This is a genomic window from Burkholderia sp. FL-7-2-10-S1-D7, assembly GCF_001524185.1.
Classification (GTDB): domain Bacteria; phylum Pseudomonadota; class Gammaproteobacteria; order Burkholderiales; family Burkholderiaceae; genus Burkholderia; species Burkholderia diffusa.
In genome coordinates this window covers 24,900-51,238 of record NZ_LOWY01000066.1, presented here as the reverse complement: position 1 = coordinate 51,238, position 26,339 = coordinate 24,900, and the positions used below count along the sequence as shown (strand labels likewise).

Annotated in this window: 20 protein-coding genes; 9 read left to right on the top strand and 11 right to left on the bottom strand. The window is 68.6% G+C overall.

What is annotated here, in order from left to right:
* The 3 genes from WS75_RS20310 to WS75_RS20300 form a co-directional block, all read right to left on the bottom strand.
* Positions 1–1,310, bottom strand: a 1,310-nt coding sequence (locus tag WS75_RS20310) for a beta strand repeat-containing protein (protein WP_373558510.1), incomplete at its 3' end; no start/stop codon positions are given.
* Positions 1,311–1,789: 479 nt separating this feature from the next.
* Positions 1,790–3,034 carry an NAD(P)/FAD-dependent oxidoreductase gene (locus WS75_RS20305; RefSeq protein ID WP_059682524.1) on the bottom strand — a complete coding sequence of 415 codons (1,245 nt, stop codon included), beginning with the start codon at positions 3,032–3,034 and terminating at the stop codon, positions 1,790–1,792.
* A gap of 67 nt (positions 3,035–3,101) precedes the next feature.
* Positions 3,102–3,881 carry an ABC transporter substrate-binding protein gene (locus WS75_RS20300; protein WP_059604546.1) on the bottom strand — a complete coding sequence of 260 codons (780 nt, stop codon included), beginning with the start codon at positions 3,879–3,881 and terminating at the stop codon, positions 3,102–3,104.
* A gap of 331 nt (positions 3,882–4,212) precedes the next feature.
* Here WS75_RS20300 and WS75_RS20295 point away from each other — a divergent pair, with 331 nt between their 5' ends.
* From WS75_RS20295 to WS75_RS20275, 5 genes are all read left to right on the top strand, one after another.
* Positions 4,213–5,187: an ornithine cyclodeaminase family protein gene (locus WS75_RS20295; RefSeq protein WP_059682521.1), complete on the top strand. Its 975-nt coding sequence runs from the start codon at positions 4,213–4,215 to the stop codon at positions 5,185–5,187.
* On the top strand, positions 5,184–5,978 hold the full coding sequence (locus WS75_RS20290) for a helix-turn-helix transcriptional regulator (protein ID WP_059682518.1): 795 nt from the start codon (positions 5,184–5,186) through the stop codon (positions 5,976–5,978). Before WS75_RS20295 ends, WS75_RS20290 begins: the two co-directional genes overlap by 4 nt.
* Before the next feature lie 189 nt (positions 5,979–6,167).
* Positions 6,168–6,899 carry a DsbA family oxidoreductase gene (locus tag WS75_RS20285; RefSeq protein ID WP_059682515.1) on the top strand — a complete coding sequence of 244 codons (732 nt, stop codon included), beginning with the start codon at positions 6,168–6,170 and terminating at the stop codon, positions 6,897–6,899.
* Between the two features lie 128 nt (positions 6,900–7,027).
* On the top strand, positions 7,028–8,467 hold the full coding sequence (locus WS75_RS20280; RefSeq protein ID WP_059682514.1) for a DHA2 family efflux MFS transporter permease subunit: 1,440 nt from the start codon (positions 7,028–7,030) through the stop codon (positions 8,465–8,467).
* A gap of 306 nt (positions 8,468–8,773) precedes the next feature.
* The gene (locus WS75_RS20275) at positions 8,774–9,562 is read left to right on the top strand and encodes a sulfite exporter TauE/SafE family protein (protein WP_059682537.1); all 789 of its coding nucleotides are present in this window, start codon (positions 8,774–8,776) and stop codon (positions 9,560–9,562) included.
* 156 nt (positions 9,563–9,718) lie between these two features.
* On the opposite strand, the gene WS75_RS20270 is transcribed toward WS75_RS20275, so the two are convergent.
* The 3 genes from WS75_RS20270 to WS75_RS20260 all read right to left on the bottom strand — a co-directional run bounded on the left by WS75_RS20270 (position 9,719) and on the right by WS75_RS20260 (position 14,856).
* Complete coding sequence (locus WS75_RS20270; protein WP_059682512.1) at positions 9,719–11,554, bottom strand: S10 family peptidase; 1,836 nt, start codon at positions 11,552–11,554, stop codon at positions 9,719–9,721.
* A 611-nt stretch (positions 11,555–12,165) separates the two neighbouring features.
* A complete protein-coding gene (locus tag WS75_RS20265) occupies positions 12,166–14,256 on the bottom strand; it encodes a D-(-)-3-hydroxybutyrate oligomer hydrolase (RefSeq protein ID WP_059682510.1) in 2,091 nt (696 codons plus the stop codon).
* 234 nt (positions 14,257–14,490) lie between these two features.
* Positions 14,491–14,856, bottom strand: a complete 366-nt coding sequence (locus WS75_RS20260) for a BON domain-containing protein (protein ID WP_059682508.1) — start codon at positions 14,854–14,856, stop codon at positions 14,491–14,493.
* Positions 14,857–15,310: 454 nt separating this feature from the next.
* Between WS75_RS20260 and WS75_RS20255 the strand changes: the two genes are divergently transcribed.
* From WS75_RS20255 to WS75_RS20245, 3 genes are all read left to right on the top strand, one after another.
* Positions 15,311–16,756, top strand: coding sequence for a TAXI family TRAP transporter solute-binding subunit (locus WS75_RS20255; RefSeq protein ID WP_059682505.1), 1,446 nt, complete (start codon positions 15,311–15,313; stop codon positions 16,754–16,756).
* Positions 16,757–16,863: 107 nt separating this feature from the next.
* The gene (locus tag WS75_RS20250) at positions 16,864–17,502 is read left to right on the top strand and encodes a 2-hydroxychromene-2-carboxylate isomerase (protein WP_059682502.1); all 639 of its coding nucleotides are present in this window, start codon (positions 16,864–16,866) and stop codon (positions 17,500–17,502) included.
* A 69-nt stretch (positions 17,503–17,571) separates the two neighbouring features.
* On the top strand, positions 17,572–18,519 hold the full coding sequence (locus tag WS75_RS20245) for a LysR family transcriptional regulator (protein WP_059682500.1): 948 nt from the start codon (positions 17,572–17,574) through the stop codon (positions 18,517–18,519).
* Positions 18,520–18,562: 43 nt separating this feature from the next.
* Here WS75_RS20245 and WS75_RS20240 read toward each other — a convergent pair whose 3' ends face one another.
* The 4 genes from WS75_RS20240 to xdhA form a co-directional block, all read right to left on the bottom strand.
* The gene (locus tag WS75_RS20240; protein WP_059682498.1) at positions 18,563–18,964 is read right to left on the bottom strand and encodes a nuclear transport factor 2 family protein; all 402 of its coding nucleotides are present in this window, start codon (positions 18,962–18,964) and stop codon (positions 18,563–18,565) included.
* A 97-nt stretch (positions 18,965–19,061) separates the two neighbouring features.
* Positions 19,062–19,736, bottom strand: a complete 675-nt coding sequence (xdhC, locus tag WS75_RS20235) for a xanthine dehydrogenase accessory protein XdhC (RefSeq protein WP_059682535.1) — start codon at positions 19,734–19,736, stop codon at positions 19,062–19,064.
* A 1-nt stretch (position 19,737) separates the two neighbouring features.
* On the bottom strand, positions 19,738–22,101 hold the full coding sequence (xdhB, locus tag WS75_RS20230; protein WP_059682496.1) for a xanthine dehydrogenase molybdopterin binding subunit: 2,364 nt from the start codon (positions 22,099–22,101) through the stop codon (positions 19,738–19,740).
* 18 nt (positions 22,102–22,119) lie between these two features.
* Positions 22,120–23,679, bottom strand: a complete 1,560-nt coding sequence (gene xdhA / locus WS75_RS20225; RefSeq protein ID WP_059682494.1) for a xanthine dehydrogenase small subunit — start codon at positions 23,677–23,679, stop codon at positions 22,120–22,122.
* Between the two features lie 348 nt (positions 23,680–24,027).
* Between xdhA and WS75_RS20220 the strand changes: the two genes are divergently transcribed.
* Complete coding sequence (locus WS75_RS20220; protein ID WP_059682490.1) at positions 24,028–25,242, top strand: MFS transporter; 1,215 nt, start codon at positions 24,028–24,030, stop codon at positions 25,240–25,242.
* 112 nt (positions 25,243–25,354) lie between these two features.
* Here the strand turns inward: WS75_RS20220 and WS75_RS20215 are convergent, their stop codons facing one another.
* Positions 25,355–26,245 carry a DMT family transporter gene (locus tag WS75_RS20215; RefSeq protein ID WP_059682487.1) on the bottom strand — a complete coding sequence of 297 codons (891 nt, stop codon included), beginning with the start codon at positions 26,243–26,245 and terminating at the stop codon, positions 25,355–25,357.
* Positions 26,246–26,339: the final 94 nt, after the last annotated feature.

Genomic DNA, 26,339 nt, shown 5'->3' with positions numbered 1-26,339 from the left:
GCGCCCGTCACTTGATTGACGACGCCTTGAACCGGCGCCAGCGGGTTCGCACCGCCACCCACGTTACCCAGCGCACCCGTCACCGTGCCCAGAGCACCGGTCAACGCACCTGCCGGATTGCCACCGCCGAGCGCGCCCGTCACTTGATTGACGACGCCTTGAACCGGGGCCAGCGGATTCGCACCGCCACCCACGTTACCCAGCGCACCCGTCACCGTGCCGAGCGCACCGGTCAACGCACCGGCCGGATTGCCACCGCCGAGCGCACCCGTCACTTGATTGACGACACCTTGAACCGGCGCCAGCGGGTTTGCACCGGCACCCACGTTACCCAGTGCACCCGTCACCGTGCCGAGGGCACCGGTCAACGCACCTGCCGGGTTGCCGCCGCCGAGCGCGCCCGTCACTTGATTCACGACACCTTGAACCGGCGCCAGCGGATTCGCACCGCCACCCACGTTACCCAGCGCACCCGTCACCGTGCCGAGGGCACCGGTCAACGCACCTGCCGGGTTGCCGCCGCCGAGCGCGCCCGTCACTTGATTCACGACACCTTGAACCGGCGCCAGCGGATTCGCACCGCCACCCACGTTACCCAGCGCACCCGTCACCGTGCCGAGGGCACCGGTCAACGCACCTGCCGGGTTGCCGCCGCCGAGCGCGCCCGTCACTTGATTGACGACGCCTTGAACCGGCGCCAGCGGATTTGCACCGCCACCCACGTTACCCAGCGCACCCGTGACCGTGCCGAGGGCACCGGTCAATGCACCAGCCGGATTGCCACCGCCGAGCGCGCCCGTCACTTGATTTACGACGCCTTGAACCGGCGCCAGCGGGTTTGCACCGCCGCCAACGTTACCGAGCGCACCCGTCACCGTACCAACCGCATTGCTCAACGTCCCCGTCGCCGTGCCCAGCGCACCGGTCAACGCACCTGCCGGATTGCCGCCGGTGAGCGCCCCCGTCACCTGATTCACCACGCCCTGCACCGGCGCGAGCGGCGTCACCGTGCCGCCGGCGCCGCCGAGCGCGCCTTGCAGCGCGTTCACCGCGCCCGACAATGCCTGCGCCGGATCGCCCAGCGACGTCTGAATCGCGCCCGACCCGCCCGCCGCCACGGTGACCGAACCCAGCGGCGACGTGCCGGTCGCGGCCAGCCCGATCGAGACGCTGTTCGTCGGCGGATTCACGATTACCTGCGGAAGCGGCAGCGCATCGAGCGTCCCCGCGATTGCCGAACCGGAAGCCAGTACCCCGAACACCGTCGCGACCGACAGCGCCACACCCGTCAATTCAAACTTTTGTCCCATCTTTACCCCATCTCGGTTGGCACTACGTTGATAAAGCATGGGGACGGATTGCACGAACTGTGCCACCCGGATAAGACGAATTGATTCGTTGATCTATTGCAAGTCAATAACGGTTTTATATGGATTTCCGGGCGAATAAATGTGTTGCACTGCCGCAATCATCTGACGAATCAGACGTCCGGCGCACGGATGTAACGTAACGTTTGCGAGGCCCGAAGTAACGTGTTCCGGTACATTCCGCGCCAGGTCGGGACGTCCGTTGTAAAAGCGTCGCCGGATTGCCCGAGCGGATCGCCTGCTTCGCATTTCAATTTCATGAAAATGCATTAATAAATCACGCGTTTATCGTTTTTCTTATTTCGCGATTTCTTTCCGATCAATTACGCAGATCATTTCCATTTGCGCGACTGCGGATAATACGGATAACCAAATGAAAAAATGTGACGGCCGCACTGCGGCGGCCGTCTATCGAAACGCGCTCAGCCGAAGCGCGCGGGTCGGTACGGATGGGGATCGATGTAGGTCGGCTCGCCCGTCATCATCTCGGCGAGCAGACGCCCGGTCGCGGGGCCGAGCGTCAGCCCGTGGTGGCAATGGCCGAACGCGAACCACAGATGACGATGGCCCGGCGCAGGCCCGATCACCGGCCGCATGTCGGGCGTGCACGGCCGCATCCCGAGCCACGGCGCCGGATCGAGCCGCTCGCCGATGCCGAACGCGTCGCGCGCCAGCGGCTCGGCGCGCGCGAGCTGCACGCCGGTCGGCGGCGCGCCGCGCAACGCGATCTCGACGCCGGTCGTGAGCCGCAGGCGGCCGCCCTCCATCGGTGCGACGACGAAACCCTCCTCGGTATCGCACACGGGCACGTTCAGCGGCGCGCGGGTCGGCCGGTAATGCATGTGATAGCCGCGCTTGGCGCGCAGCGGAATCCGGTAGCCGAGCGGCGCGAACACGTGATCGGACCACGGCCCGAGCGCGACCACGGCCGAGCGGGCCGCGATCGGCCCATGCTCGGTATTGACCCGCCAGCCGCCGTCCACCTGCGCGAGCGTCGCCGCGTCGCCGCGCACGAACGTGCCGCCGTCACGCTCGAACAGCCGCGCGTACGCCTTCGTCAGGCCTCCGGGGCTCGACACGGTCTTCGGGTCCTGCCAGTGGAATGCGCCGCAGAATGCGTCGCCGATGCCGGGCTCGCGCTCGCGCAACGCGCGCGCGTCGAGGACGCTCATCCGCAACCCGTGCGCGTCGGCCACCCGCTGCTGCGCACGCGTTTCCGCGTCGAACAGCGCCGGTGAACGGAACGCCTCGATCCACCCGCCGTCATGCACGAGCGGCTGCGCGTCGGTGCGCGCGAGCAGCGCGTCGTGCTCGACGACGCTCGCCGCGACGAGCGGCAGCATGTCGCGCGCGGCGGCCGCGAGCCGCTGCGGCGACGATTCGCGCCAGAAGCGCGCGAGCCAGCCCGCATACGCGGGCAATGCCTTGTAGTCCCAATAGAGATCGACCGAGCGGTTGCGTGCGTAGCGCAGCAGCGTGCCGAGACGGCGGGGGAACGCGTACGGCACGACCGACGAGCGCTCGATCAGCCCGGCATTGCCGTGGCTCGTTTCCTCGCCGGGCGCGCGCCGGTCGACGAGCGCAACGCGCAGCCCGCGATCCTGCAAATGCAGCGCCGACGACACGCCGACGATGCCGGCCCCCAGAACGATGACGTCGAAATCCATGCTTCCCCGTACTGCGTCGAGATTCGATGCGACGCGCGCCGGCACCGCGGCCGGCGCGCGGCCAGGCTTACTTCGCGACGATGTCGCGCTTGAAGTACTTCTGCGACAGCGCACTCAGCGTGCCGTCCTTCTTCAGCGCGTCGAGCGCGCCGACGATCTTCGCCTGCAGCGCCTTGTCGCCCTTGCGCATCCCGAAGCCGGTGCCTTCGCCGAGCGTCGCGGGATCCTTCAGCGCGTCGCCGACGATCTGGTAGTCGCGGCCGGCCGGCTTGTCGAGGAAACCGTCCTGCGCGGTCTGCGCTTCCTGCACGGCCGCGTCGAGACGTCCGGCGACGAGATCGGCATAGATCTGGTCCTGGTCCTGATACGACACGACGGCCACGCCCGCATTCGCCCAGTGCGCCTTCAGGAAATCCTCCTGCGACGAGCCCTGCAGCACGCCGACGTGCTTGCCGCGCAGGCTCGCGGCATCGGGCCGCAGCGGCGAGCCGCGGTGCGCGACCATCACGATCGGCACCACGTAGATCGCCGGCGTGAAGTCGATGCTCTGCTTGCGCTTCGCGGTGATGTTCATCGCCGAATTGATCGCGTCGAACTTGCGCGCCTGCAGCGCCGGGATCAGCCCGTCGAACGCATTCTCGACCCACACGCACTTCATGTTCAGCTTCGCGCACACCGCGTTGCCGATGTCGACATCGAACCCCTGCAGCTGGCCGGCCGGCGTCTTGCTCTCGAACGGCGGATACGCGGCTTCGATCCCGAAGCGCAGCGTGGTCTGTTCCGCGTGGGCCGAGACGGCCGCGCACGCAAGCGCCGCGACGGCGCAGAGGGAAAGCTTCCAGTTCATGACGGATGTCCTTCGATTCCGGATTGAGGCGATGAAGACCGATCATCGTGCGACGGCACGCCGGTCTGCACGCAAAATATAGACTCTAAGTCTACTATAGACTATAGGGGATACGATAATCGCAAGCGCGATGCAGTGATCGGATCGCCACCGCCCGCGCTACATACCATTGATTTAGCGACGTTTTTACCGTGACGCATGGCGCAACCCGGTCCGAAAAAGAAAAACTCGCCAGAATTCTTTTGTCTATATTAGACTTTTAGTCCACCACGAACACCGCCGGACACGCTATGTCGAGACTCTCCTGTCCGGCCCCGACCGGAGAAGCCCCATGACGCAAACCGCCCCGACCCTGCCGCTGGTCGTCGACGAAGCCGCGGTGCGCGCGGCGCTGCCGTCGCTCGACGTGCTCGGCACGCTGCGCCGCATGTTCGCGTCGCTCGCGTCGGCCCGCGCGGTGCAGCCGCCGCAGACCCTCACGCTGTTCCCCGAGCAGGCCGGCGATTTCATCACGTATCTCGGCGCGCTCGCCGACGAGCAGGTGTTCGGCGCGAAGCTGTCTCCGTACGTCGTGACGGGCGGCACACCCGACGGGAAACCGATCGTCACCGCATGGACCGCGCTGATGTCGATGCGCACCGGCCAGCCGCTGATGTGGTGCGACGCGGGGCTGCTGACGGTCGAGCGCACGGCCGGCACGACGGCGCTCGCGGTCGACTGCCTCGCACCGCGCGACGCGCGCCGGCTCGCCGTGATCGGCACGGGCGCGGTCGGCCTCGCGCATCTGCGCCACACCGCGGCGTTGCGCGACTGGGCATCGATCAGCGTCCATTCGCCCGCGCTCGCCGGCGACCCGGCGCTACAGGCGACGCTTGCGCGGATCGATCCGCGGGCCCGTGCGGCCGCCAGCGTCGAGGCGTGCGTGCGCGACGCGGACGTCGTGATGCTGTGCACGTCGTCGGGCACGCCGGTGCTCGCGGACGGCATGCTCACGCGCCCCGCGCTCGTCACGTCGATCAGCACCAACGTCGCGCGCGCGCACGAGATCCCGCCCGCGTGGTTGCCCGACATGGACGTGTACTGCGACTACCGGCACACGACGCCCGCGAGCGCGGGCGAGATGCAGATCGCGGCGGCCGGGCACGGCTGGACGCCCGAGCGGATCGTCGGCGACCTGCCCGCGCTCGTCGCCGGCACGTGCGCGGCGCCCTCGCGCGCGCGTCATGCGTTCTTCCGCTCGATCGGCCTTGGGCTCGAGGACATCGCGATCGCACACGCGCTGTACACGCATCTGACGCGCGCATGAGCAGCACGCGCGCGTGGGGCCGATACAATGGCGCAACCGCCGCGGCGGCAGCGCGCGGGCGCACGGACCAGCCGGTCGACGGCACGCCGGCGCGCCGTACCGACGCACCGCCCGGCCCCCGCTCACCCGAGATGACGATTCCGATGCGCAAGAAGCAATCCCCCGTCAAAGACCTGCTGCTCACCCGCTATGCACCGATCGCCGACGGCATCGCGGCGCTGTTCTTCCCGTATGCGGAAGTCGTGATCCACGACCTGCACGACCAGACCGTGCTGTATCTCGCGAACAACCTGTCGAAGCGCGAGGTCGGCGACGACTCCGCGCTCGAGGAAATCGATCATTCGGCGCGCGAGCGCGTGATCGGTCCGTACGAAAAGCTGAACTGGGACGGCCGGCGGATGCGTTGCGTGAGCAACGTGCTGTTCGACGACGAAGGTCGTCCGGCCGGGATGATGTGCATCAACTTCAACATCGCGGTGTTCGACGACGTCCGCGCGACGCTCGACGTCTTCATCAAGGGCGCGGGCATCGTCGCGCAACCGGACGAGCTGTTCCGCGACGACTGGCAGGAGCGCATCAACACGTTCCTGCACGGCTGGCTGCGCGAGCGGCAGGTCGGCTTGAACGGGCTCACGCGCGAGCACCGGCGCGAGCTCGTCGAAGCGCTGTACGCGGAAGGCGCGTTCCGTGGCAAGAGCGCCGCGAACTACGTCGCGAACGTGCTCGGGATGGGGCGCGCGACCGTCTACAAGCACCTGAAGCATCTGAAGGAAACGCAGGGCGACGCGTAAGCGGCGCGGGCGGCGGGCGGCGGCGCCGGGCATGCCGCCATCGACGATCGCTGCCGCTATACACCATGTGTGTCCATGCTCGGTGAAGCGTCCGGGCCGGCCCGTTTCGCCCGGGCGAGACCCCGACGAAGCCCCGAAGCATAAAGTGATATAGTCGCGGTTACATTTATTTGCCGCCCCGAACCACCCATGACGACCACCCCTGCCCCGACTGCCCGCCCGACCCTGACCGTCGAAATCTGGTCCGACCTGATCTGCCCATGGTGCTGGATCGGCAAGCGCCGCTTCGACGAGGCGCTCGCCGCGTTTGCGCACGCCGAGCACGTCGACGTCGCGCTGCGCGCGTACCGGCTGATGCCGGGCCAGCCGGTCGAACCGGTCGAGGCGATGCTCGCCGGCAAGTACCGGATGTCGCCCGCGCAGGTCGACCAGATGCTGCGCCAGGTGACCGATGCGGCCGCGAGCGTCGGGCTCCGCTACGACCTGCCCGGCACGTTAGCCGGCGACACGCTCGACGGTCACCGGCTCGTGAAGCTCGCGGAAGCGACCGGCCATGCGCATGCGCTGACCGAGCGGCTGTACCGCGCGTATTTCTGCGAGCACGGCTCGCTGTTCGACCACGCGGCGCTGATCGACTTCGCGGTCGAAGCGGGGCTCGAGCGCTCGGCCGTCGAAGCCGTGCTGCGCAGCGACGCATACCGTGACGAAGTCGAGGCCGACATCGCGCGCGCGGCGCAGATCGGCGGACGCGGCGTGCCGCTGTTCGTGTTCGGCGGCCGTTACGCGGTATCGGGCGCGCAGCCGACCGACGTGTTCGCGCAGGCACTCGAGCAGGCGTGGCGCGATAGCGCCATCGTCGAATTCGCCGGCGACGCCGCCGCGTGCGGCCCCGACGGCTGCGAACTGCCGCCGCGCGGATAACCGCCCGGCGCCGCGCGACGCGCGCCGCCGCTACGCGTCGCTCCTGCCATAAACCGGCAGGAAGCGCGCGCGAATGACGTCTACAATGCAGCCTTTCAAATAACTATCTGAGAGAAGGCGGCCAGCCCATGACCCACGGGATCCACGGCGAGAAGCGCTGGTACGCGCTGATCGTCCTCTGCCTCGGCGTGCTGATGATCGTGCTCGACAGCACGATCGTCAACGTTGCGCTGCCGTCGATCAGCACCGACCTCCATTTCACCGAGACGGCCCTCGTGTGGGTCGTCAACGCATACCTGTTGACGTTCGGCGGCTGCCTGCTGCTCGGCGGCCGGCTCGGCGACCTGTACGGCCAGCGGCGCATGTTCCTCGCCGGCCTCGTCGTGTTCACGCTCGCATCGCTCGCCTGCGGCCTCGCGCAGTCGCAGACGATGCTGATCGCCGCGCGTGCGGTGCAGGGCTTCGGCGGCGCGATCGTGTCGGCCGTGTCGCTGTCGCTGATCATGAACCTCTTCACCGAACCAGGCGAACGGGCGCGCGCGATGGGCGTCTACGGCTTCGTCTGCGCGGGCGGCGGCAGCATCGGCGTGCTGCTCGGCGGGCTCTTGACGAGCACGCTGTCGTGGCACTGGATCTTCCTCGTCAACCTGCCGATCGGCATCGCGGTCTATGCGATGTGCGTCGCGCTGCTGCCGCGCATGCGCGCGCCGTCCGGCGCCGCGCGGCTCGACGTCGCGGGCGCGATCACCGTGACCGCGTCGCTGATGCTCGCAGTCTACGGAATCGTCGGCGGCAACGAGGCCGGCTGGCTGTCGACGCAGACCGTCGTGCTGATCGGCGCGGCCGTCGTGCTGCTCGCGCTGTTCATCGCGATCGAGGCGCGCGTCGCGCATCCGCTGATGCCGCTCACGCTGTTCGCCGCGCGCAACGTCGCGCTCGCGAACGTGATCGGCGTGCTGTGGGCGGCGGCCATGTTCGCGTGGTTTTTCCTGTCCGCGCTCTACATGCAGCGCGTGCTCGGCTACGGGCCGCTGCAGGTCGGGCTCGCGTTCCTGCCGGCAAACCTGATCATGGCCGCGTTCTCGCTCGGGCTGTCGGCGCGGATCGTGATGCGCTTCGGAATCCGCGGCCCGATCGCGGCCGGCCTGCTCATCGCGGCGTGCGGCCTCGCGCTGTTCTCGCGCGCGCCGGCGGACGGCAGCTTCGTCTGGCACGTGCTGCCGGGCATGACGCTGCTCGGCATCGGCGCCGGCGTCGCGTTCAATCCGGTGCTGCTCGCCGCGATGAGCGACGTCGACCCGGCCGATTCGGGGCTCGCGTCAGGCATCGTCAACACCGCGTTCATGATGGGCGGCGCACTCGGCCTCGCCGTGCTCGCGAGCCTTGCGGCCGCCCGCACCGATGCGCTCGCGGCCGCGCACGCCGCGCCGCTCGACGCGCTGAACGGCGGCTACCACGCAGCCTTCGCGTTCGGCGCGGTGTTCGCCGCCGCGGCCGCGCTGATCGGCCTTGCGCTGCGCATCCGGCCGCAGAACGGCGTCGAAGGCGTCGGCCCCGCGATGCACTGACCGTCGGCGGGCGGCACCGGTCGCCGGCATCGTAACGGGGCGCGCACTGTCGCGCCCTTTTTTGCGCGCGCCGGGGCACGGCACGCATGCCCGATTCGTCATACCCTTCGGGCCGATCGCGTAATCGGCCTCGCCGTCGATCGAACGCCCGTTTCACGCCCCGCCAGCCGCCCGCCGCACGGGCCTTCGCGGCCGATTTTTAACGCAGTCGTACATCGAACCGCCACATTTGCGACAATGGCGGACTTTGACGCGCGCGCAGCGGCCGCGCGCCGCCGCCGAACGCCGCATAACCGCCTGCTTCCGATGTCGCTTCCCCATATCGATCTGCTGTACTCCCTGTCCGGCCTGTTCGTCGGCATCCTCGTCGGCCTGACGGGCGTCGGCGGCGGTTCGCTGATGACGCCGATCCTCGTGCTGCTGTTCGGGGTCCACCCCGCGACGGCGGTCGGCACCGACCTGCTGTACGCGGCCGCGACCAAGGCGACCGGCACGCTCGTCCATGGCCTGAAGGGGTCGATCGACTGGCGTATCACGGGCCGGCTCGCGGCCGGCAGCGTCCCGGCCGCGGCGCTCACGCTGTGGTGGCTGCACACGCACGGGATGAACACGCCGGGCACCGCGCGCATGATCCAGCTCGTGCTCGGCATCGCGCTGCTGCTCACGTCGCTTGCGCTGATCTTCCGTCCGCAATTGACCGCGCTCGCCGCGCGCAACCCGCTCGCGCCGAGCCCCGCGCGCACGCTGTGGTCGACCGTGCTGACGGGCGCCGTGCTCGGCGTGCTCGTGTCGATGACGTCGGTCGGCGCCGGCGCGATCGGCGTCACCGTGCTGCTACTGCTGTACCCGATGCTCGCGACCACGCGCATCGTCGGCTCCGACATCGCGCACGCGGTGCCGCTCACGCTCATCGCGGGCATGGGCCACTGGCTGCTCGGCTCGGTCGACTGGTCGATGCTGCTGTCGCTGCTGCTCGGCTCGCTGCCCGGCATCGTTCTCGGCAGCCTGCTGTCGGCGCGCGCGCCCGAACGGCTGCTGCGCAACCTGCTCGCCGCGACGCTCGTCGCGGTCGGCGTGCGGCTCGTGCTCGCGTAGGCGCCGCCACCGGGCGCCTGCTTCAGCCGCCGGCATCGCCATGCTCTGAAAAAACAGCCCGACCGGCCTGCGCCGATCGGGCTGTCGTCCATCCGGGGCCTCGCGAACCCGCACCGCCCGGCGCAAGGCCGAACCGCGCGGGCCGCAACGCGATGCTTACTGCCCCTGCTGCTTCAACTGTTGCTGCTTGAGCTGCTGCGTGCGCGCCTGCAGCTTCAGCACGCGCTGCAGTGCGGTGCGGTTCGCGAGGATGCCGTCGTAGAAGTTGGCGAGATCGCCCTTCAGCGCGGTCCGCGACGCGTCGTTCAGGTAGATCATGTGCCCCGACGGGTAGTTCTTGATCGTCAGGTTCTGCGCCTTGAGCGTCGGGTCGAGCGGCATCTGCGCGAGCGTCAGCTCCGTCTGGTGGAACGGCGTGACCGCGTCGAAATAGCCGTTCGCCGACAGCACCTTCAGGTCCGGGTTCACGCTCATCGTCGACGCCAGGTCGCCGGCCGTGTACAGCGTATTGCCGCCGCCCTTGTTCGCGCCGGTCGGGTCCGTGTGGCTGAAGTCCCAGTTGTTGAACACCTGGTCGTTCAGGTCCACGAACGACGACGTCGACGTGTACTTGAGGTCGGTGTTGATGTAGCTGTTCCACAGCACCGTATACGCGCCGCCGACGTTCGTGATCGACGGATCGTTGCTGCCCGAGTTCGGCAGGATGTACGGCGCGATGCCCTTGCCCGTGAAGTTCGCGCGACCGTCGTACTGGCCGATCTGCGTGCCCGGCACGAGCGTCAGGAAGAACGTGTACGGCGGGTTGTCGTCCGACGACGGCACGTTGCCGAGCGCGGCCGGGTTGCCGAACGTCTGGATCAGCGACGTCGGATCCGTGCCGATGTACGAGCCCATCTGCTGCGCGGTCTGCAGGTTCAGGTTCAGCCGCACGTTCACGAAGCCGCCGTCCTGCGGATTCGGCTTCTGCGCAAGCGGCGCGAGCGTGTTGTCCGCATAGTTGCGGGCCTGCACCATGTACGCGTCGAGATCGGTCGGCGTCGGGTTGAGCGTCGTCTTCTTCCAGTAGAACGCGTCGGCCGCGAGCGTCGGGAAGGTGCCCGGCGCGGACAGCGCGTTCGCGTAGTCGAGAATCGACGATTGCAGCGTGATCCCGTTCAGGTCGATGCCGTCCTCGTGCAGCACCCACGATACGACCGCGCTGCGCGCCGTGCCGTACGACTCGCCATACAGGAACTTCGGCGAGTTCCAGCGCGAGTACTTGGTCAGGTAGCGCTGGATGAAGCGGTCGATCGAGCGCGCGTCCTGGTCAGTGCCCCAGAAGTCCTTGTTCTTCGCCGGGGCGATCGCCGCCGAGTAGCCGGTGCCGACCGGGTTGATGAACACGAGGTCGGTGCGGTCGAGCAGGCTGTCCGGGTTGTCGAGCAGCTTGTACGGAGCCGGCGGCGTGAAGTTCGGGAACGACGACTGCAGGCGCTTCGGCCCGTACGAGCCGAGCAGCAGGTAGACCGACGACGAGCCGGGGCCGCCGTTGTAGAAGAACGTGACCGGGCGCGGCTTCGACGGGTCCGGGTTGTCCTGCGTGTACGCGACGTAGAACATCTTCGCGTTCGGCGCCGACGTGATCGGATCGATCGTGGTCAGGTGGCCCGTGGTGGCCGTGTACTGGACGGTCTTGCCGCCGATCGTGACCTGGCGGTGCACGACCGCGGCCCCTTCGGTCGAATCCGTGACCGCGTCGTTCGGCCCGGTGCCGTACACGTCGTTGTCGACGTAAGGCTGGTCGGCCGGGACGGCGGCCGTTGCATTGGTGGAGGCCGCCGTGCTGCCGTTCGACGTCGTCGCGGCCGCCGCGGTGGCGGCGGTCGGGCCGGACCCGTCGTCGCCGCCGCACCCCGTGACGAGCAGCGCCGCGGCAGCGGCTGCGGCGAGCGGCACGCTCAGTGTCGTTCCAAATAGCGCGAAACCGTCTTTCAAGGACTTCAGTGTCGTCATTATTGCCTCTCGAACAGAACGATAAATACCGCCGGTCGCAAAGGATCATTTGCGCCGACGCTCCGCACCGGGAGCGCATTCGTTTTGCGATGCACTCCGAGTTTTTTACCGGATCGGCGAATACCGATCGGCACGATTTACCCCACCCATATTCTTCTACACACAATGGAATCAATTCCATTGCAAACGACGATTCAATAATGCGCGGCAATGCGGATTCCGCCCTGGCATCCGCATGCGCGAGAAACGACAAGCAAAAGCATTCCCCGCGAAGCCCGCCAGAAAAGGCGCCTTCGCTTCCAACAGACGAACGATCCCCCTCGGCGAAATGCCGATCAATCGCAAAACGGCGACCAATCGCAGCTCGAGCCGATTTAATAAAATCGAAAGGATCGATTAACTATACGGAAAGGAATATTGTCTTTGCGGTAATTTATTAAATTAAGTGAAAATCTCGGCGCATAATAGATTCCGGGTTTTACGTCGTAAAGTAATAATTTGTTACAGCGCGCGCCATTCCGATAAAGGCCAGTGCGGGACCGATTCCAGGCGTCGAAAAGAAAAAAGCCGGACGACTGCCCGGCTTCGGTATCGCGGCGCGACGGGCGCCGTCAGAGCGGCACGTCGATCGCGCCAGCGCCGGTCGTGATCGTGTTCGCGCCGGGGGACGCCGAGATCGGCGGCAAGTTCGCGCTCGTCAGCGCCGGCGCGGCGCCCGGCGAGCCGCCGCGCGGCACCGTGCGGATCACCTGCGACGGCGGCAGCGCGGCGCCGCTCTTCAGGTGCCGCCACATCAGGTTCAGCGCCTGCAGGTTGTAGTAATGGACCGGCACGAAGCGCGTGTCGAAGCCCGCGACGGGCAGGAATGCATCGAAGTGCTGTCCGTTCGTCACCTCGTAGAACACGAGCTGGCTGCTGCCGCCTTCGCTGATGCCGTTCTGCGCGACGTATGCGCGCGACGCGTGATTCACGGGCACGAGCGCGTCGCTGCGGCCCTGCACGATGATCGCAGGCTTGCCCTGCAGGTTCGCGTTCACGCGCACCGCGTCGACGTTCGCCGGCATGTCGAGCATCCCGTTGGTCCACAGCTGCCGCAGGCACAGCGCGCCCGCGAAACTCGCGTCGGGCGTCGCGAGCCGGTGGTCGACACCCGCGCCGGTGTTGAACACGAGACTGACGCCGGCGGTCGGCGGTACGCCGTTGCCGAGACCGAACACGGCCGGCATCGGCGACGTAGCGGGCGGCGCGACCGCGCCCGTCGCCGCGCTGGTGGTCGCGAAGCTGAAATTGCACAGATTGTCGGTCACGCGCGAGCGCGTGTACGCGTTCGCATAGGTGACCGCGATCGCCGGAATCGCCTGCGAGTCCCACATCGGCGCCTGCAGCAGGTCGGAATCGGCGAGATAGCCTGCCGCATGCAGTTGCGCAAGCGCGTCGGCGGCCTGGCTTTGCGTATCGGCGCCCGACACGAGCCCCGCCGCGGCGAGCGTCGCGCAGCGCTGCGTGCGGATCGACTGCGTGGTGGCGGCCGGCAGCGCGCTCAGGTACGGCGCGCCCGCGAGCGACGCCGATGCGGCCGCGCACGGCTCCAGCAGGTTCGCGAGCGTCGCGTAGTCGGCCAGCGGCCGGCCGAACGACGGCACCGGCTGGCCGCCCTCGCGCACGACCGCGTTCGGCGCCATCCGCACGTTGACCTGCGGCTCGCCGACCACGACCGCGGTGATCCAGCGCCGCGTGTCCTGCTCGGCCGCCGCGAGCGCCGCGCCGCCGCCGTTGCTGATGGACGCGGCGATCGTCGTGATGTCGCCCGGGTGGTAGCGCACGCCGTGATGCGAGCTGTCGAGCAGCGGCCCGAACTGCTCGTTGAGCGCCCAGTACGCGAATTCGACCGCCTGCAGCGTCACGTGCCCCCAGTCCTGCTCGGGATTCTGCTGCGAATGCGCGTGCTTGAACGCGTAGCGGTTCGGGAAGCGGCTGTTGAAGGCGGCCAGGTCGCCGCTCGTCACGTTGGCGGTAAAGAGACTGGCGTTGCCGGCGAGCACGGCGTCGGCGAGCGTGCCGTCGATCAGCGTGATCGTGTCGGAGCCGAGTTCGTGCGCGCCGTTGCCGCCGCCCTTGTCGTTGTATGCGACCGCGCAGCCGCGCTTGAGGCCCCACTCGCCGGCCGCCGAAATCGCGCCGTACACGCCGCGCGAACCGGACGACGTCGCCGTGACGATGCACGGCTGCGCGGGATCGAAACTCGCGGGCACCTGCACGAGCAGCGTCACGTTCTTGCGGCCGCTGCCGTCGTCGACATACGCGAGATATTCGGTGCCGGGAATCTTGCCTTCGCCGAGCGTGTCGTTGCCGTCGAGATCGACGTTCGGCCCCCAGAAACGGCCATAGCCGCCATTGGCGCTCATGTCGACGAGCGCGCGGTAGTTCGACCAGATCGCGACCCGGCGCAGCTCGGCGCTCGTCGGCCGGGACGGATTCGCGAACGCGGGCGCGGTGGCGGCGGCGAGCCCGGTCTTGCCGAGGCCGGCCGTCAGCAGATCGTCGCTCGTGCCGTCATAGGCGGTCGTGCGCACGCTGCCGGACACGAAACCCGGCAACCGGTTGCGCTCGCCCGAATCGTCACCGTTGCAGGCACCGAGCATCGCGACCGCGACCAGCGCCGCGCCCAAGAGAATCCGACTGCCCCAACCGTGCGTCGTCATTGCCGCCCTCTCGATATCGTTATTGGTCCGCCGCTGCGTCGTGCGCGGCTCACGGCCTCTGAAGAAAGCCGGGCCGTCCAGGCTTTCCGTCCAGAAGGAGGTCCCTTGGGAACACCCGTTCGGGGAGCCTGGCGCAAAGCGGCAGGCCCGAGGCATTCTAAAGCGCGAACGGGCCCCGGTACGCCGGGGCCCGTCGCAAGCGGGCGCGCGGCGCTGGCGCGCCGCCGCCCGGCATCATTGCTGCTGGACCGTCAGCTTGTTCGTGACCGACGTCACGCCCTTCACGCTCTTCGCTGCCTCTTCCGCCTTGTCGATCTGTGCCTGGTCGGGCACCGTGCCCTCCAGCGAGATCGCGCCGCCCTTCGAGCGCACGACGATGTTCGCGACGTCGATGCCGCCTGCCTTCGTAATTGCCTTGCGCACCGCGTAGCCGAGCTTGCGGTTCGCCTTCTTCACGGCCTTGGCCGCGGCCTTCGGCGAGCTCGCTGCCGCAGCCGGCGCCTCGGTTGCCGCCGTATCGCTCGACTGCGCATAGACGCTGCCCGACAGACAGGCAGCCACGGCCGCAACACCCAACGCTCTCAACACGATCGACTTCATGCTATCTCCTTGTGACTTCGGAACGGCCGCGCACAGTACGGCCGGATACCCCCAAAGGCAGCCGGCCCGCGCGCGAACGGGCGGGACGGCCGATGATTTCCACGGCGATGCGAGAGAGGCGACACGGGCCGGCGACCGGCGCACGCGAATGCGGGCCGGCCGGGCCGGACAGCCGCCGGCCGGACGCGCCCGGTCTCATTGCGTGCCGGGTCGCGCGCGAATCGGTCGCGGCTGCGACGCACAATGTAATCCAGCGCCCGCCGAAGCGCAAAGCTTTTGACGCGCGACCGCCCGGCGGCCGCGGGCTCGCGCGCGGGTGTCCGCCGCCGCGCCACGGCGCCGGACTCGCGCATGCCGGGCGAAACCGGGTACCATCGCCGCCAGAACCTGCATCGCGTACATCGTCCGTGACGCACGTCATCGATGCGTCACGCCCGTGTCATCCGTCAACTCCATGAAGCCAGCCCGCCCTCGCCCGCCCCGCCGCATCCTCGCCCGCTTCGTCGCGGTGTCGTGGCGCGACCTCGCGCTGTCGATCGGCCCCACCGTCCTGCTCGCGGTCGCGGCGGTCTGGCTTGCGGTCAAGCTGATCCAGCCGGCGCCGCCATCCACGCTCGTGATTTCGTCCGGCCCGCCCGGCAGCACCTACTGGAACGCCGCGCAGAAATACAAGGCGATTCTCGCGAAGAACGGCGTCACGCTCGACGTCCAGTCATCCGAAGGATCCGCGCAGAACCTCGCCCGGCTGTCGAACCCGAACGCGCCGGTCGACGTCGGCTTCGTGCAGAGCGGCATCGGCCCGAAGGAGCGCGACGAGCACCTGGTATCGCTCGGCAGCATCGGCTACGTGCCGCTCGCGATCATGTACCGCGGCCCGGTGGTCGCGCGCCTGTCCGACTTCAAGGGCAAGCGGCTTGCGCTCGGCGCCGAAGGCAGCGGCGCGCGCGAGTTGAGCCTCGCGCTGCTGAAGATGAACGGCATCGTGCCGGGCGGCTCGACCGAGCTGCTGCCGACGGCCGGCGAGGACGCGGCGACCGCGCTGCTCGACGGCAGGATCGACGCCGCATTCCTGTCCGGCGACTCGACGCAGATCCCGGTGATGGCGAAGCTATTCCGCGCGCCCGGCGTGCACGTGTACTCGTTCACGCAGGCCGAGGCGTACGCGCGGCGCTTTCCGTACCTGACCGCGATCACGCTGCCGATGGGCGTCTACGATCTCGGCCAGAACCTGCCGCCCGCCGACATCCATACGGTCGCGCCGACGATCGAGCTGGTCGCGCGCGACTCGCTGCACCCCGCGTTGTCCGACCTGCTGATCGAGGCCGCGCGCGAGGTGCACGGCCACGCGACAATCCTGCAGCACGCGGGCGAATTCCCGTCGGCCGTCACGCGCGGCTTCCCGCTGTCCGACGACGCGGCGCGCTATTACAAGTCGGGCAAGACCTTCCTGTACCGGCGGCTGCCGTTCTGGGTCGCGAGTCTCGTCGACCGGCTGCTGGTCGTGGTGGTGCCGCTGATCGTCGTGCTGATCCCCGGGCTGCGGCTGGTGCCGTCGCTGTACGGCTGGCGCGTGCGTTCGCGCATCTACCGCTGGTACGGCGCGCTGATCGCGCTCGAGCGCCGCGCGCTCGGCGAGCATACGGCCGAGGAGCGCGTCCATCTGCTCGACGAACTCGACGACATCGAGGAAGCCGTGAACCGGATGAAGATGCCGCTCGCGTATGCGGGGCAGTTCTACGTGCTGCGCGAGCACATCGGCTTCGTGCGCGAGCGGCTCACCGCGCAAGACCACGACGCCGCGTCGGGCACATCCGGCGCCGGCGGCTTCGCGGCGACACACGGCGGCGCGGCCGCGGCGCCGGCCGGCGAGCCCCCTCGGGCGACTCCCGGTTCCGCATGAGCGGCCGATCCGCGATCATTGCTGCATCCGCGCGGCTGCATGCGCGCGTCGCCGCATAACATGAAGGTCGCCGCGAGGCGCACACGCCCCATTCTCTGGAGATCGCCATGACAACCGGCCTCGACACTGCCCAGCCCGCCTGGTTCTTCGACTTCGTGTCGCCGTTCTCCTACCTGCTGCTCGAACAGCACGACAAATGGCCGGACGTGCCGTTCGATCCCGTCGCCGTGTCGCTGCCCGACCTGCAGCGCCACTGGGGACAGCGCCCGACCGCCGACGTGCCGGCCAAGCGCATGTTCACGTACCGCCATGCGCTGTTTCGGGCCGAACAGCTCGGCATCCGCTTCAAGATGCCGCCCGCGCATCCGTTCGACACCGACAAGGTGCTGCGCCTCGCGATCGCGCTGCGCGCCGACATCGCGACCGTGCTGGAAATGTTCCGCTTCATCTGGCACGACGGCAACGATCCGTCGACGCCGAACGGGTTCGCCGCGCTGTGCGAGCGCGTCGGCGTCGGGCACGGCGACGAGCTGATCGAATTCGAGGAAACGAGCGCGCAGTTGCGCCGCAACACCGACGACGCGATCGCGCTCGGCGTGTTCGGCGTGCCGACGTTCTGGATGAACCAGCAGCTGTTCTGGGGCGAGGACGCGCTGCCAATGGTGCTGTACTGCGCGCGCACGCCGAACTGGCTCGAGTCGCGCGAGGTCAAGCGGATCAGCACGCTGCCGAAGGGGCGCGCGTGATGGCCGGTATCACGCACCGCGACGCGTAGCTGCGGTAAGGTTACGCTTCTCCCGAATCACCGCGCACCGATGGAAGACGACGACCGTACCGCCTCGCTCGATATCTGGCTCGTGCGCGTATTGCGCACGCTGCTGCTCGAGCGCAGCGTCACACAGGCCGCACTGCGGCTGAACCAGACCCAGCCCGCGATCAGCACCGCGCTGCGCAAGCTGCGCGAGACGCTGAACGATCCGATTCTCGTGCGCGGCAAGTCCGGGATGGTGCCGACCGAGTACGGCGCGTCGCTGCTCGGCGCGGCGTCGCGCGCGCTGCGCGAAGTCGACTTCATCGCGACGCCGCACGGCGACTTCGACCCGTCGTCGGCACGGCGCACGTTCCGCGTCGCCGCGCCCGACTACCTGAACGATTTCTTCATGCCGACGCTGATCGAACGCTTTCGCGACGCGGCGCCGCATGCGCATCTGGAAATCGACTCGCTGAATCCCGCGCTCGATCACGCGGAGGCGCTCGAGTCGGGCGCGCTCGATCTCGTGATCGGCAACTGGCCGAAGCCCGACCCGCGGTTCGCGCGCCAGGATCTGTTCTCCGACACGATCGTGTGCCTGATGCGCGACGCGCATCCGCTCGCCCATGCACCGCTGACGCGCGAAGCGTACGCGTCGGCCGCGCACGTCGCGCCGACGCCGTACACCGGCGACAAGCGCAACGCGATCGAGATCGGCCTCGCACGCGCGCGCCTCACGCGGCGGATCGTGACGACGCTGCCGTACTTCGGAATCGTGCCGCAGGTGCTGCTGCAGTCGGACCTGATCTTCACGACGACGCGCCGCTTCGCGACGCACTATGCGCAGTTGCTACCGCTCGTCGTCGTCACGCCGCCCGTGCCGTTCCCGCGCATCAAGAGCTACCTGCTCACGCAACCGCACCCCGATCGCCCGACCGACATCGCGTGGCTGTGCGCGCTTATGCAGAGCGTGTCCGACGAGCTGACGGCCGCACGCGGCCGCAAGCGGTGACGCCGCGCGGCACGGCCTGCGCGCGATGACGCAGCGCCGCCGCTCAGGCCGTGCAGAAGGTTTCCTGCAGATGCGTCCAGCGCACGATGCCGGCCGCGTCGCGTGCGAACACGGCGGTCGCGCGACGCGCGGGCAGTTCGCCCGATGCCGCATGCTGCGCTTCGAGATAGGTGAGCACCGCATGCGTTGCGTCGGCCGCGAGCACGCGGATGTCCGACAGCGCGATGCGCAGCCCCGGCTTCGCGCCGCCGAGCTTCGCGAACAGCGCGCGTGTGGCGTCGCGGTCGAGCGCGCGGCCGTCGGTCATGATCATCGTGAAATCGGCGGAAAAAGGCGCGATCAGCGCCTCGAGCGCCGCGGGTGAAGTATCGGTGCCGGACAGCCAGCGCTCGATGTCGACGACGCTTGCATCGAGTGCGTCGAGATAGACCTGGGGATCGGACATGGTGCCTGCACGAAAAGACGCGCGGCCCGATGCCGCGCGATCCGTGAAGTGTAGGCAAAAACCGGCGGACGTGCGTCGGGCGTGCCGGCCCGCGTCGTTACCGCGCGCAGCTCACGTCGTCGCGCACGCGCCCCGCCGCGGCCGCCTTCGCATCGGCCACCGGCATGCCCGAGCGGGCCTGCAGCAGTTCCGCGCAGACGGCCACCGCGATCGCGCCGGGCGCCTTGTCGACGATGCCCGCGATGCCGATCGGGCACACCATCTCCGTGAGCCGCGCCGGATCGACGCCGCGCGCCGCGAGCCGGCGCTCGAACTTCACGCGCTTGGTGCGCGAACCGATCATCCCGAAGTACGCGAAGTCGCGCCGCCGCATGATCTGCGCGGCGAGCGAGAAATCGAGCGCGTGATTGTGCGTCATCACGAGAAAGTACGCGCCGGGCGGCGCGGCGTCGACAACGGCCTCCGGCGTGTCGGTCGACTCCGGCTGCACGTTCGGCGGACATTCGTCCGGGAACAGCTCGTCGCGCGTGTCGACCCACTGCACGACGCACGGCAGTGCGCCGAGCAGCGTGACGAGCGCATGACCGACGTGCCCCGCGCCGAACAGCACGATGTGCATCGGCGGCTGCGCCGCGCTCGCGCGGTTGCGCCGGCCGGTGCCCGGCGCGAACGTCCCGATCGAAGGCGCGTTGCCGCACGCGCCGTCGCAACCGGCGGCGGGCGCATGCGACGCGGCATGCAGCGAGCGCAGTGAGCCTGGGGGCCGGTTCATGTCAGCCTGCCCGCGCGGCGCCCGCCGCGCGCACTGCATTCACCGCACGCAGGATCGACTCGCCGGTGGCCGGCGCGTCGAGCGGCGGATTCACCCGGTAGTCGCCGACCGCGGCAATCGCGTCGCGCACGGCGAAGAACACCGAGAACGGCAGCAGCAGCGGCGGCTCGCCGACGGCCTTCGACCGGTGGATGCTGTCCTCGACGTTGCGGTTCTGGAACAGCCGCACGTTGAACTCGGGCGGCGTGTCGTTGACGGTCGGAATCTTGTACGTGGACGGCGCGTGCGTCATCAGCTTGCCGCCCGCGTTCCACCACAGCTCCTCGGTCGTGAGCCAGCCCATCCCCTGGATGAACGCGCCTTCGACCTGGCCGATGTCGAGCGCCGGGTTCAGCGACGCGCCCACGTCGTGCAGCGCATCGACGCGCAGCGTGCGCATCTCGCCCGTCAGCGTGTCGATCACGACTTCCGACACGGCCGCGCCGTACGAGTAGTAGTAAAACGGCCGGCCCTGCAGCTTCGACTGATCCCAGTACAGCTTCGGCGTCGCGTAGAAGCCGTCGGACCACAACTGCACACGTGCAAGGTAGGCCTTCGCGATCACTTCGCCGAACGGCACACCGTGGCCGCCGACCCACACGACATCGTTGCCGAACTTCACGTCGGCCGCATCGATCTTGCCGTCGCCGAACTGCTTCGCCGCGAACGCCGCGAGGCGCTCGCGCAGTTGACGCGCCGCATCCTGCGCGGCCTTGCCGTTCAGGTCGGAGCCCGTCGACGCGGCCGTCGCGGACGTGTTCGCGACCTTGCTCGTGTCGGTCGCCGTCACGCGGATCCGGCCGAAGCGGATGCCGAGCTCGTGCGCGACCACTTGCGCGACCTTCGTGTTGAGCCCCTGCCCCATCTCCGTGCCGCCGTGGTTCACGAGCACCGAGCCGTCGGTGTAGATGTGCACCAGCGCGCCGGCCTGGTTGAAGTGCGTGACGTTGAACGCGATGCCGAACTTCACCGGCGTGAGCGCGATGCCCTTCTTCAGCACCGTGTTGCGTGCGTTGAATTCGCGCACGCCCGCGCGCCGTGCGCGGTAGTCGCTCGTCGTCTCGAGTTCGCCGAGCAGTTCGTGCAGCACGTTGTCCTCGACCGTCTGCCCGTAAGGCGTCACGTTGCGTTCGGTCTTGCCGTACAGGTTCGCGTAGCGCACGTCGAGCGGATCGCGGCCGAGCGAGCGCGCGATGTCGTCGAGGATGTATTCGATCGCGAACGCGCCCTGCGGGCCGCCGAAACCGCGGAACGCGGTGTTCGACTGCGTGTTGGTCTTGCCGCAGTAGCCGGCGATGTCGACGTCGCCGAGCCAGTATGCGTTGTCGAAGTGGCACACCGCGCGCGTCATCACCGGGCCCGACAGGTCCGCCGAGAAGCCGCAGCGCGACGTCATGTCGAGGGCGACGCCGTCGAGGCGGCCGTCGTCGTCGTAGCCGACGTCGAAGCGGTAGTGGAAATCGTGCCGCTTGCCGGTGATCATCATGTCGTCGTCGCGGTCCGGACGCAGCTTCACCGGGCACAACAGCTTCCAGGCGGCGAGCGCCGCGCAGCACGCGAACAGGCCCGACTGCGATTCCTTGCCGCCGAACCCGCCGCCCATCCGGCGGCATTCGACCAGCACGTTGTGCGACGCGACGCCGAGCACGTGCGCGACGAGATGCTGCATCTCGCTCGGGTGCTGCGTCGAGCAGTACACGTGCATCCCGTCGTCGTCCTTCGGCACCGCGTAGGCGATCTGACCTTCCAGGTAGAACTGCTCCTGGCCGCCGAGCAGCATCTCGCCCGACGCGCGATGCGACGCGGCGGCCAGTCGCGCGGCCGCGTCGCCGCGCGCGAGCTTCAGCGGCGGGATCACGTAGGTTTCGGCCTTGCGCGCATCCTGCGCGGTCAGGATCGCGGGCAGCTCCTCGTAGTCGACCTGCGCGCGGCGCGCGGCGAGCCGCGCGATTTCGTGCGACGTCGCGACGACGATGAACATCGGCTGGCCGACGAACTGCACGATGCCCTTGGCGAGCACCGGGTCGTCGTGGATGATCGGGCCGCAGTCGTTCACGCCCGGGATGTCGTCGGCCGTGAACACGGCGACCACGCCGGGCGTCGCGCGCACCGCGTCGAAGTTCATCGACACGATCTTCGCGTGCGGCTTCGCGGACAACCCGAGCGCCGCGTGCAGCGTGCCCGCGACGAGCGGGATGTCGTCGGTGTAGGTCGCGCGCCCGCTCACGTGCAGGTGGGCCGATTCGTGCGCGCGCGAGACGTGCACCTGCGCGGCGTCGGCCTGCGGGTCGAGGGTGTTCAGGAACGGTTCTGCTTGCTGGTTCATCTTCGGTATTCTCCGTCTTCAGACGCGCGCCGCGTCGATGCCGACTTCCGCGGCCACTTCACGCACATTCAGGGCTTGCGGCGGCAGCGGGTCGTGCGGACGCGTCTCCAGCCAGAATCGGTACATCAGGTTCTTCGCGGTATCGAGGCGATACGCGCTCGTCGCACGCATGTCGGTGAGCGGCTGGTAGTCGCGCTCGAGCGCCTGCATCGCGGCCTGCGCGGTGGCTTCGTGCCATTGCGCGCCGTCGAGCAGGCTTTCCGTGTGCGTCGCGCGCTTCGGCGTCGCGGCCATCCCGCCGAACGCGATGCGCGGCTCGCGGATCAGATCGCCGTCCGCGATGAACGCGAAGGCCGCGCACACCGCCGAAATGTCGGAGTCGAACCGCTTCGACAGCTTGTACGTCCGGAACTGCAGCTTCGCGCGCGCGCCGGTGCGGGTCGGCACCTTCAGGCCGACGACGAATTCGTGCGGCGCCATGTCCTTTTGCTGATAGCCCGTGTAGAGCGCCTCGAGCGGCAGCTCGCGCACCGTGTCGCCGCCGCGCAGCACGACCCGCGCGCCGAGCGCGATCAGGCCCGGCATCGAGTCGCCGATCGGCGAACCGTTCGCGACGTTGCCGCCGATCGTCCCTGCGTTGCGGATCGGCAGCGACGCGAAGCGCTTCCACATTTCCGTCAGTTCCGGATACGTGACGGCGAGCGCCGCATACCCGTTCTCGACCGTCACGCCCGCGCCGATCTCGATCCAGTCGTCGCCGTGTACGACGTTCTGCAGTTCGGCGATCTGGCCGACGTAGATCAGGTCGTCCAGACGGCGCATCTGCTTGGTGACCCACAGGCCGATGTCGGTGCTGCCGGCGAGGATCCGCGCAGCGGGACGCTCGGCCTTCAGCGCGGCCAGCGCGTCGAGCGTGCGCGGCGCCGCGAAGCGCGCGCCGTCGGGCGTCGTGTAGTCGAACGTGTCGTCGCGCTTGAGCGATGCGAGCGTGCGGGCGAGCGTGGCCGTGTCGACCGGCGCGGTAGACGCCGGCGCACCGTCGCCGGTCGCGTCGAACATCCGCACGGTCGCGTCGACGATCGGGCGATAGCCGGTGCAGCGGCACAGGTTGCCGGTCAGCGCATCGGCGATCTCGGTGCGCGTCGGCACGTCCTTCGCCTTTGCACACGCACTGCCGCAGCCTTCGTGGCCATGCTTCTCGTAAAGCGCCCACATCGACATCACGAAACCGGGAGTGCAGAACCCGCATTGCGACCCGTGGCAATCGACCATCGCCTGCTGCACCGGGTGCAGCGAACCGTCCGGCTGACGCAGGTCTTCCACCGTGAGCAGCGCCTTGCCATCGAGCGTCGGCAGGAACTGGATGCAGGCGTTGACGGCCTTGAACGCGACGGTGCCCGCGTCGGTCAGCTCGCCGACGACGACTGTGCACGCGCCGCAGTCGCCTTCCGCGCAGCCTTCCTTGGTGCCGGTGCAGTGCGCGTCCTCGCGCAGGTATTGCAGCACGGTGCGGGTGACGTCCGCGCCGCTGACTTCGCGGACCGCGTGACGATGGTAGAAGCGGATCAGCTCACTCATGTCTCTATCGTTCTTCAAGTGGGGGCAAGGCGGCCTGCGCGGGGCGCTCGACCGACGTTTCTCTGACAGTTTGCACGCTATCACCATCAAATTCCGCAACCCATAGCCCATCACGCATGGGGCCCATATAACTGCCGCGATATGGGCGCCGAGGCCGCACGACGGGCGTCGCGCACCTTGCCCCATCTGGGTTCCAGGCTTGCCGGCACTGTTCCGTCAGCGATTCTTCGGCAACGGAAACGGGTCCCGATTAACTAAATGGTACCTGCGAGAAAACCGGTTCCATGGGAAAATCCCGATTCCCTTTTTCGCCGTCTTCCGCCCGTTTCGTCCATTCGTTCCGACCCCATGTCAACCGATTCCGCCACACCGTCGCGCAGCGGGTTCGCGGTCACGCTGCAAATCGTGTCCGTCGTCTGCTTCACGTTCATCTGCTACCTGACCATCGGCCTGCCGCTCGCGGTGCTGCCGGGCTTCGTCCACGACGACCTCGGCTTTTCCGCGATCGTCGCGGGCGGCGCGATCAGCGTCCAGTATTTCGCGACACTCGCGTCGCGCCCGCTCGCCGGGCGCTTCGCCGACACGCTCGGGCCGAAGCAGACGGTGCTGCGCGGGCTGATCGGCTGCGGCGTGTCGGGCGTGCTGCTGCTCGTCGCGCTGCTGCTGGCCCACTGGCCGGTCGCGAGCCTCGTGCTGCTGGTCGCGAGCCGGCTCGTGCTCGGCGTCGGCGAGAGCCTGTGCGGCACCGGCGCGATCCTGTGGGGCATCGGGCGGGTCGGCGTCGCGCACAACGCGAAAGTGATTTCGTGGAACGGCATCGCGACCTACGGCGCGCTCGCGCTCGGCGCGCCCGTCGGGGTCGCGATCGCGCATACGTTGAATCCGGCGCTGATCGGCGTGATCGTGATCGCGCTCGCCGCGACCGGCTTTTACCTTGCACGCCTGATCGATGCCGTGCCGCTCGTGCACGGCGAACGGATGTCGTATGCGAGCGTGTTCACGCGCGTGCTGCCGCACGGCCTCGGTCTCGCGCTCGGCTCCGCCGGCTTCGGCTCGATCGCGACCTTCGTCACGCTGTACTACGCGGCACGCCACTGGCCGAACGCTGCGCTGTCGCTGACCGTGTTCGGCACGCTGTTCATCGGCGCGCGCCTGCTGTTCGCGAACACGATCAAGACTTACGGCGGCTTCCGCGTCGCGATCGTGTCGTTCGCGTTCGAATGCTCGGGCCTCGTGCTGCTGTGGCTCGCGCCCGTGCCGCACGTCGCGCTCGTCGGCGCCGCGCTGACCGGCTTCGGCTTCGCGCTGATCTTCCCGGCGCTCGGCGTCGAGGCCGTCGGGCTCGTGCCGCCGGCAAGCCGCGGCGCGGCGCTGTCCGCGTATTCGGTGTTCCTCGACCTATCGCTCGGCATCACGGGCCCGCTCGCGGGCTATGTGGCCGGTGAGTTCGGCTATCCGCAGGTGTTCCTCTTCGCGGCGGTGGCCGCGGCGGCAGGCGTCGCGCTGTCGATGGTGCTGTATCAGCGGCAGGCGCGGGTCGCGGGGAGCGGCGCGGCGGCTTGAGCGAGCCGCTCGCCGGACGGCCAGGCGGCCGCTGCCCTGGTGCCCAAACGAAAACGCCCGCATCGCGCGGGCGTTTTTTTGTTTCCGGCGGCCATCGCGACGGCCGCCCCGGTCAGGCCGCGCGCAGGAACAACCGTCGCGTCAGATCGAACGCGACGAGATTTCCGGCCACCACGAGCAACAGCCCGACCACCGCGAGCGGCGACCACTGGTAGCCCTCGAAGACCGTCGACACGGCAAGCGCCACGATCGGGAACAGCACCGTGCAGTATGCGGCGCGCTCGGGCCCGATCCGGCCGACGAGGGTCAGGTAAGCCGTGAACCCGATCACCGAGCCGGGCACGGCCAGATAGAGGAGCGCGCCGAGATAGCGCGGGCTCGGGTCGATCATGAACGGCAGCCCGGCCATCGCGCTGCCGACCGTCAGGATCGCCGCGCCGATCAGCATCGCCCAGCCGTTGGTCACGAGCGGGTGCAGGCCCATCGACTGCATCCGGCTCGACAGCAGGTTGCCGGCCGAGAAGCACATCGTGCCCGCGAACGCGATCGCGAGGCCCGTCCAGGTCGCGTGATCGTCGAGATGGCCGGCCATCTGCTGCCAGAACAGGCATGCGATGCCGGTCAGCCCGAGCAGCGCGCCGGCGATCGCGGACGGCCGCAGCGGGCGGCCCATGAACAGCCGGCCGTTGATCGAGTTCAGCAGCGGAGCGGTCGAGAAGATCACGGCGACGAGGCCGCTCGGCACGACCTGCTCCGAATAGTAGAAGCACAGGAAATTCAGGCAGAACAGCGCGAAGCCCTGCGCGACGAGATAGCGCCACGCCTCGCGCGGCGGGCGCACCGGCCGGCGCATCACGCGCAGCAGCGCGAACAGCACGGCGGCCGCGAGCCAGAAGCGCCACGCGATCGACACGGGCGGCGGCACGGCGCCGAGCTGCCATTTGATCGCGATCCAGGTGGTGCCCCAGATCAGCACGGTGACGAAATAAAGCGACAGGTTCATGGCGGCAACGAAGCGGAACGAGTGAAGCGGACTTCGACTGTGCCGCCACGCTGCCCGCGCGGATTGTCCGGAATTGCGGTCTTTTTCGGGCGAC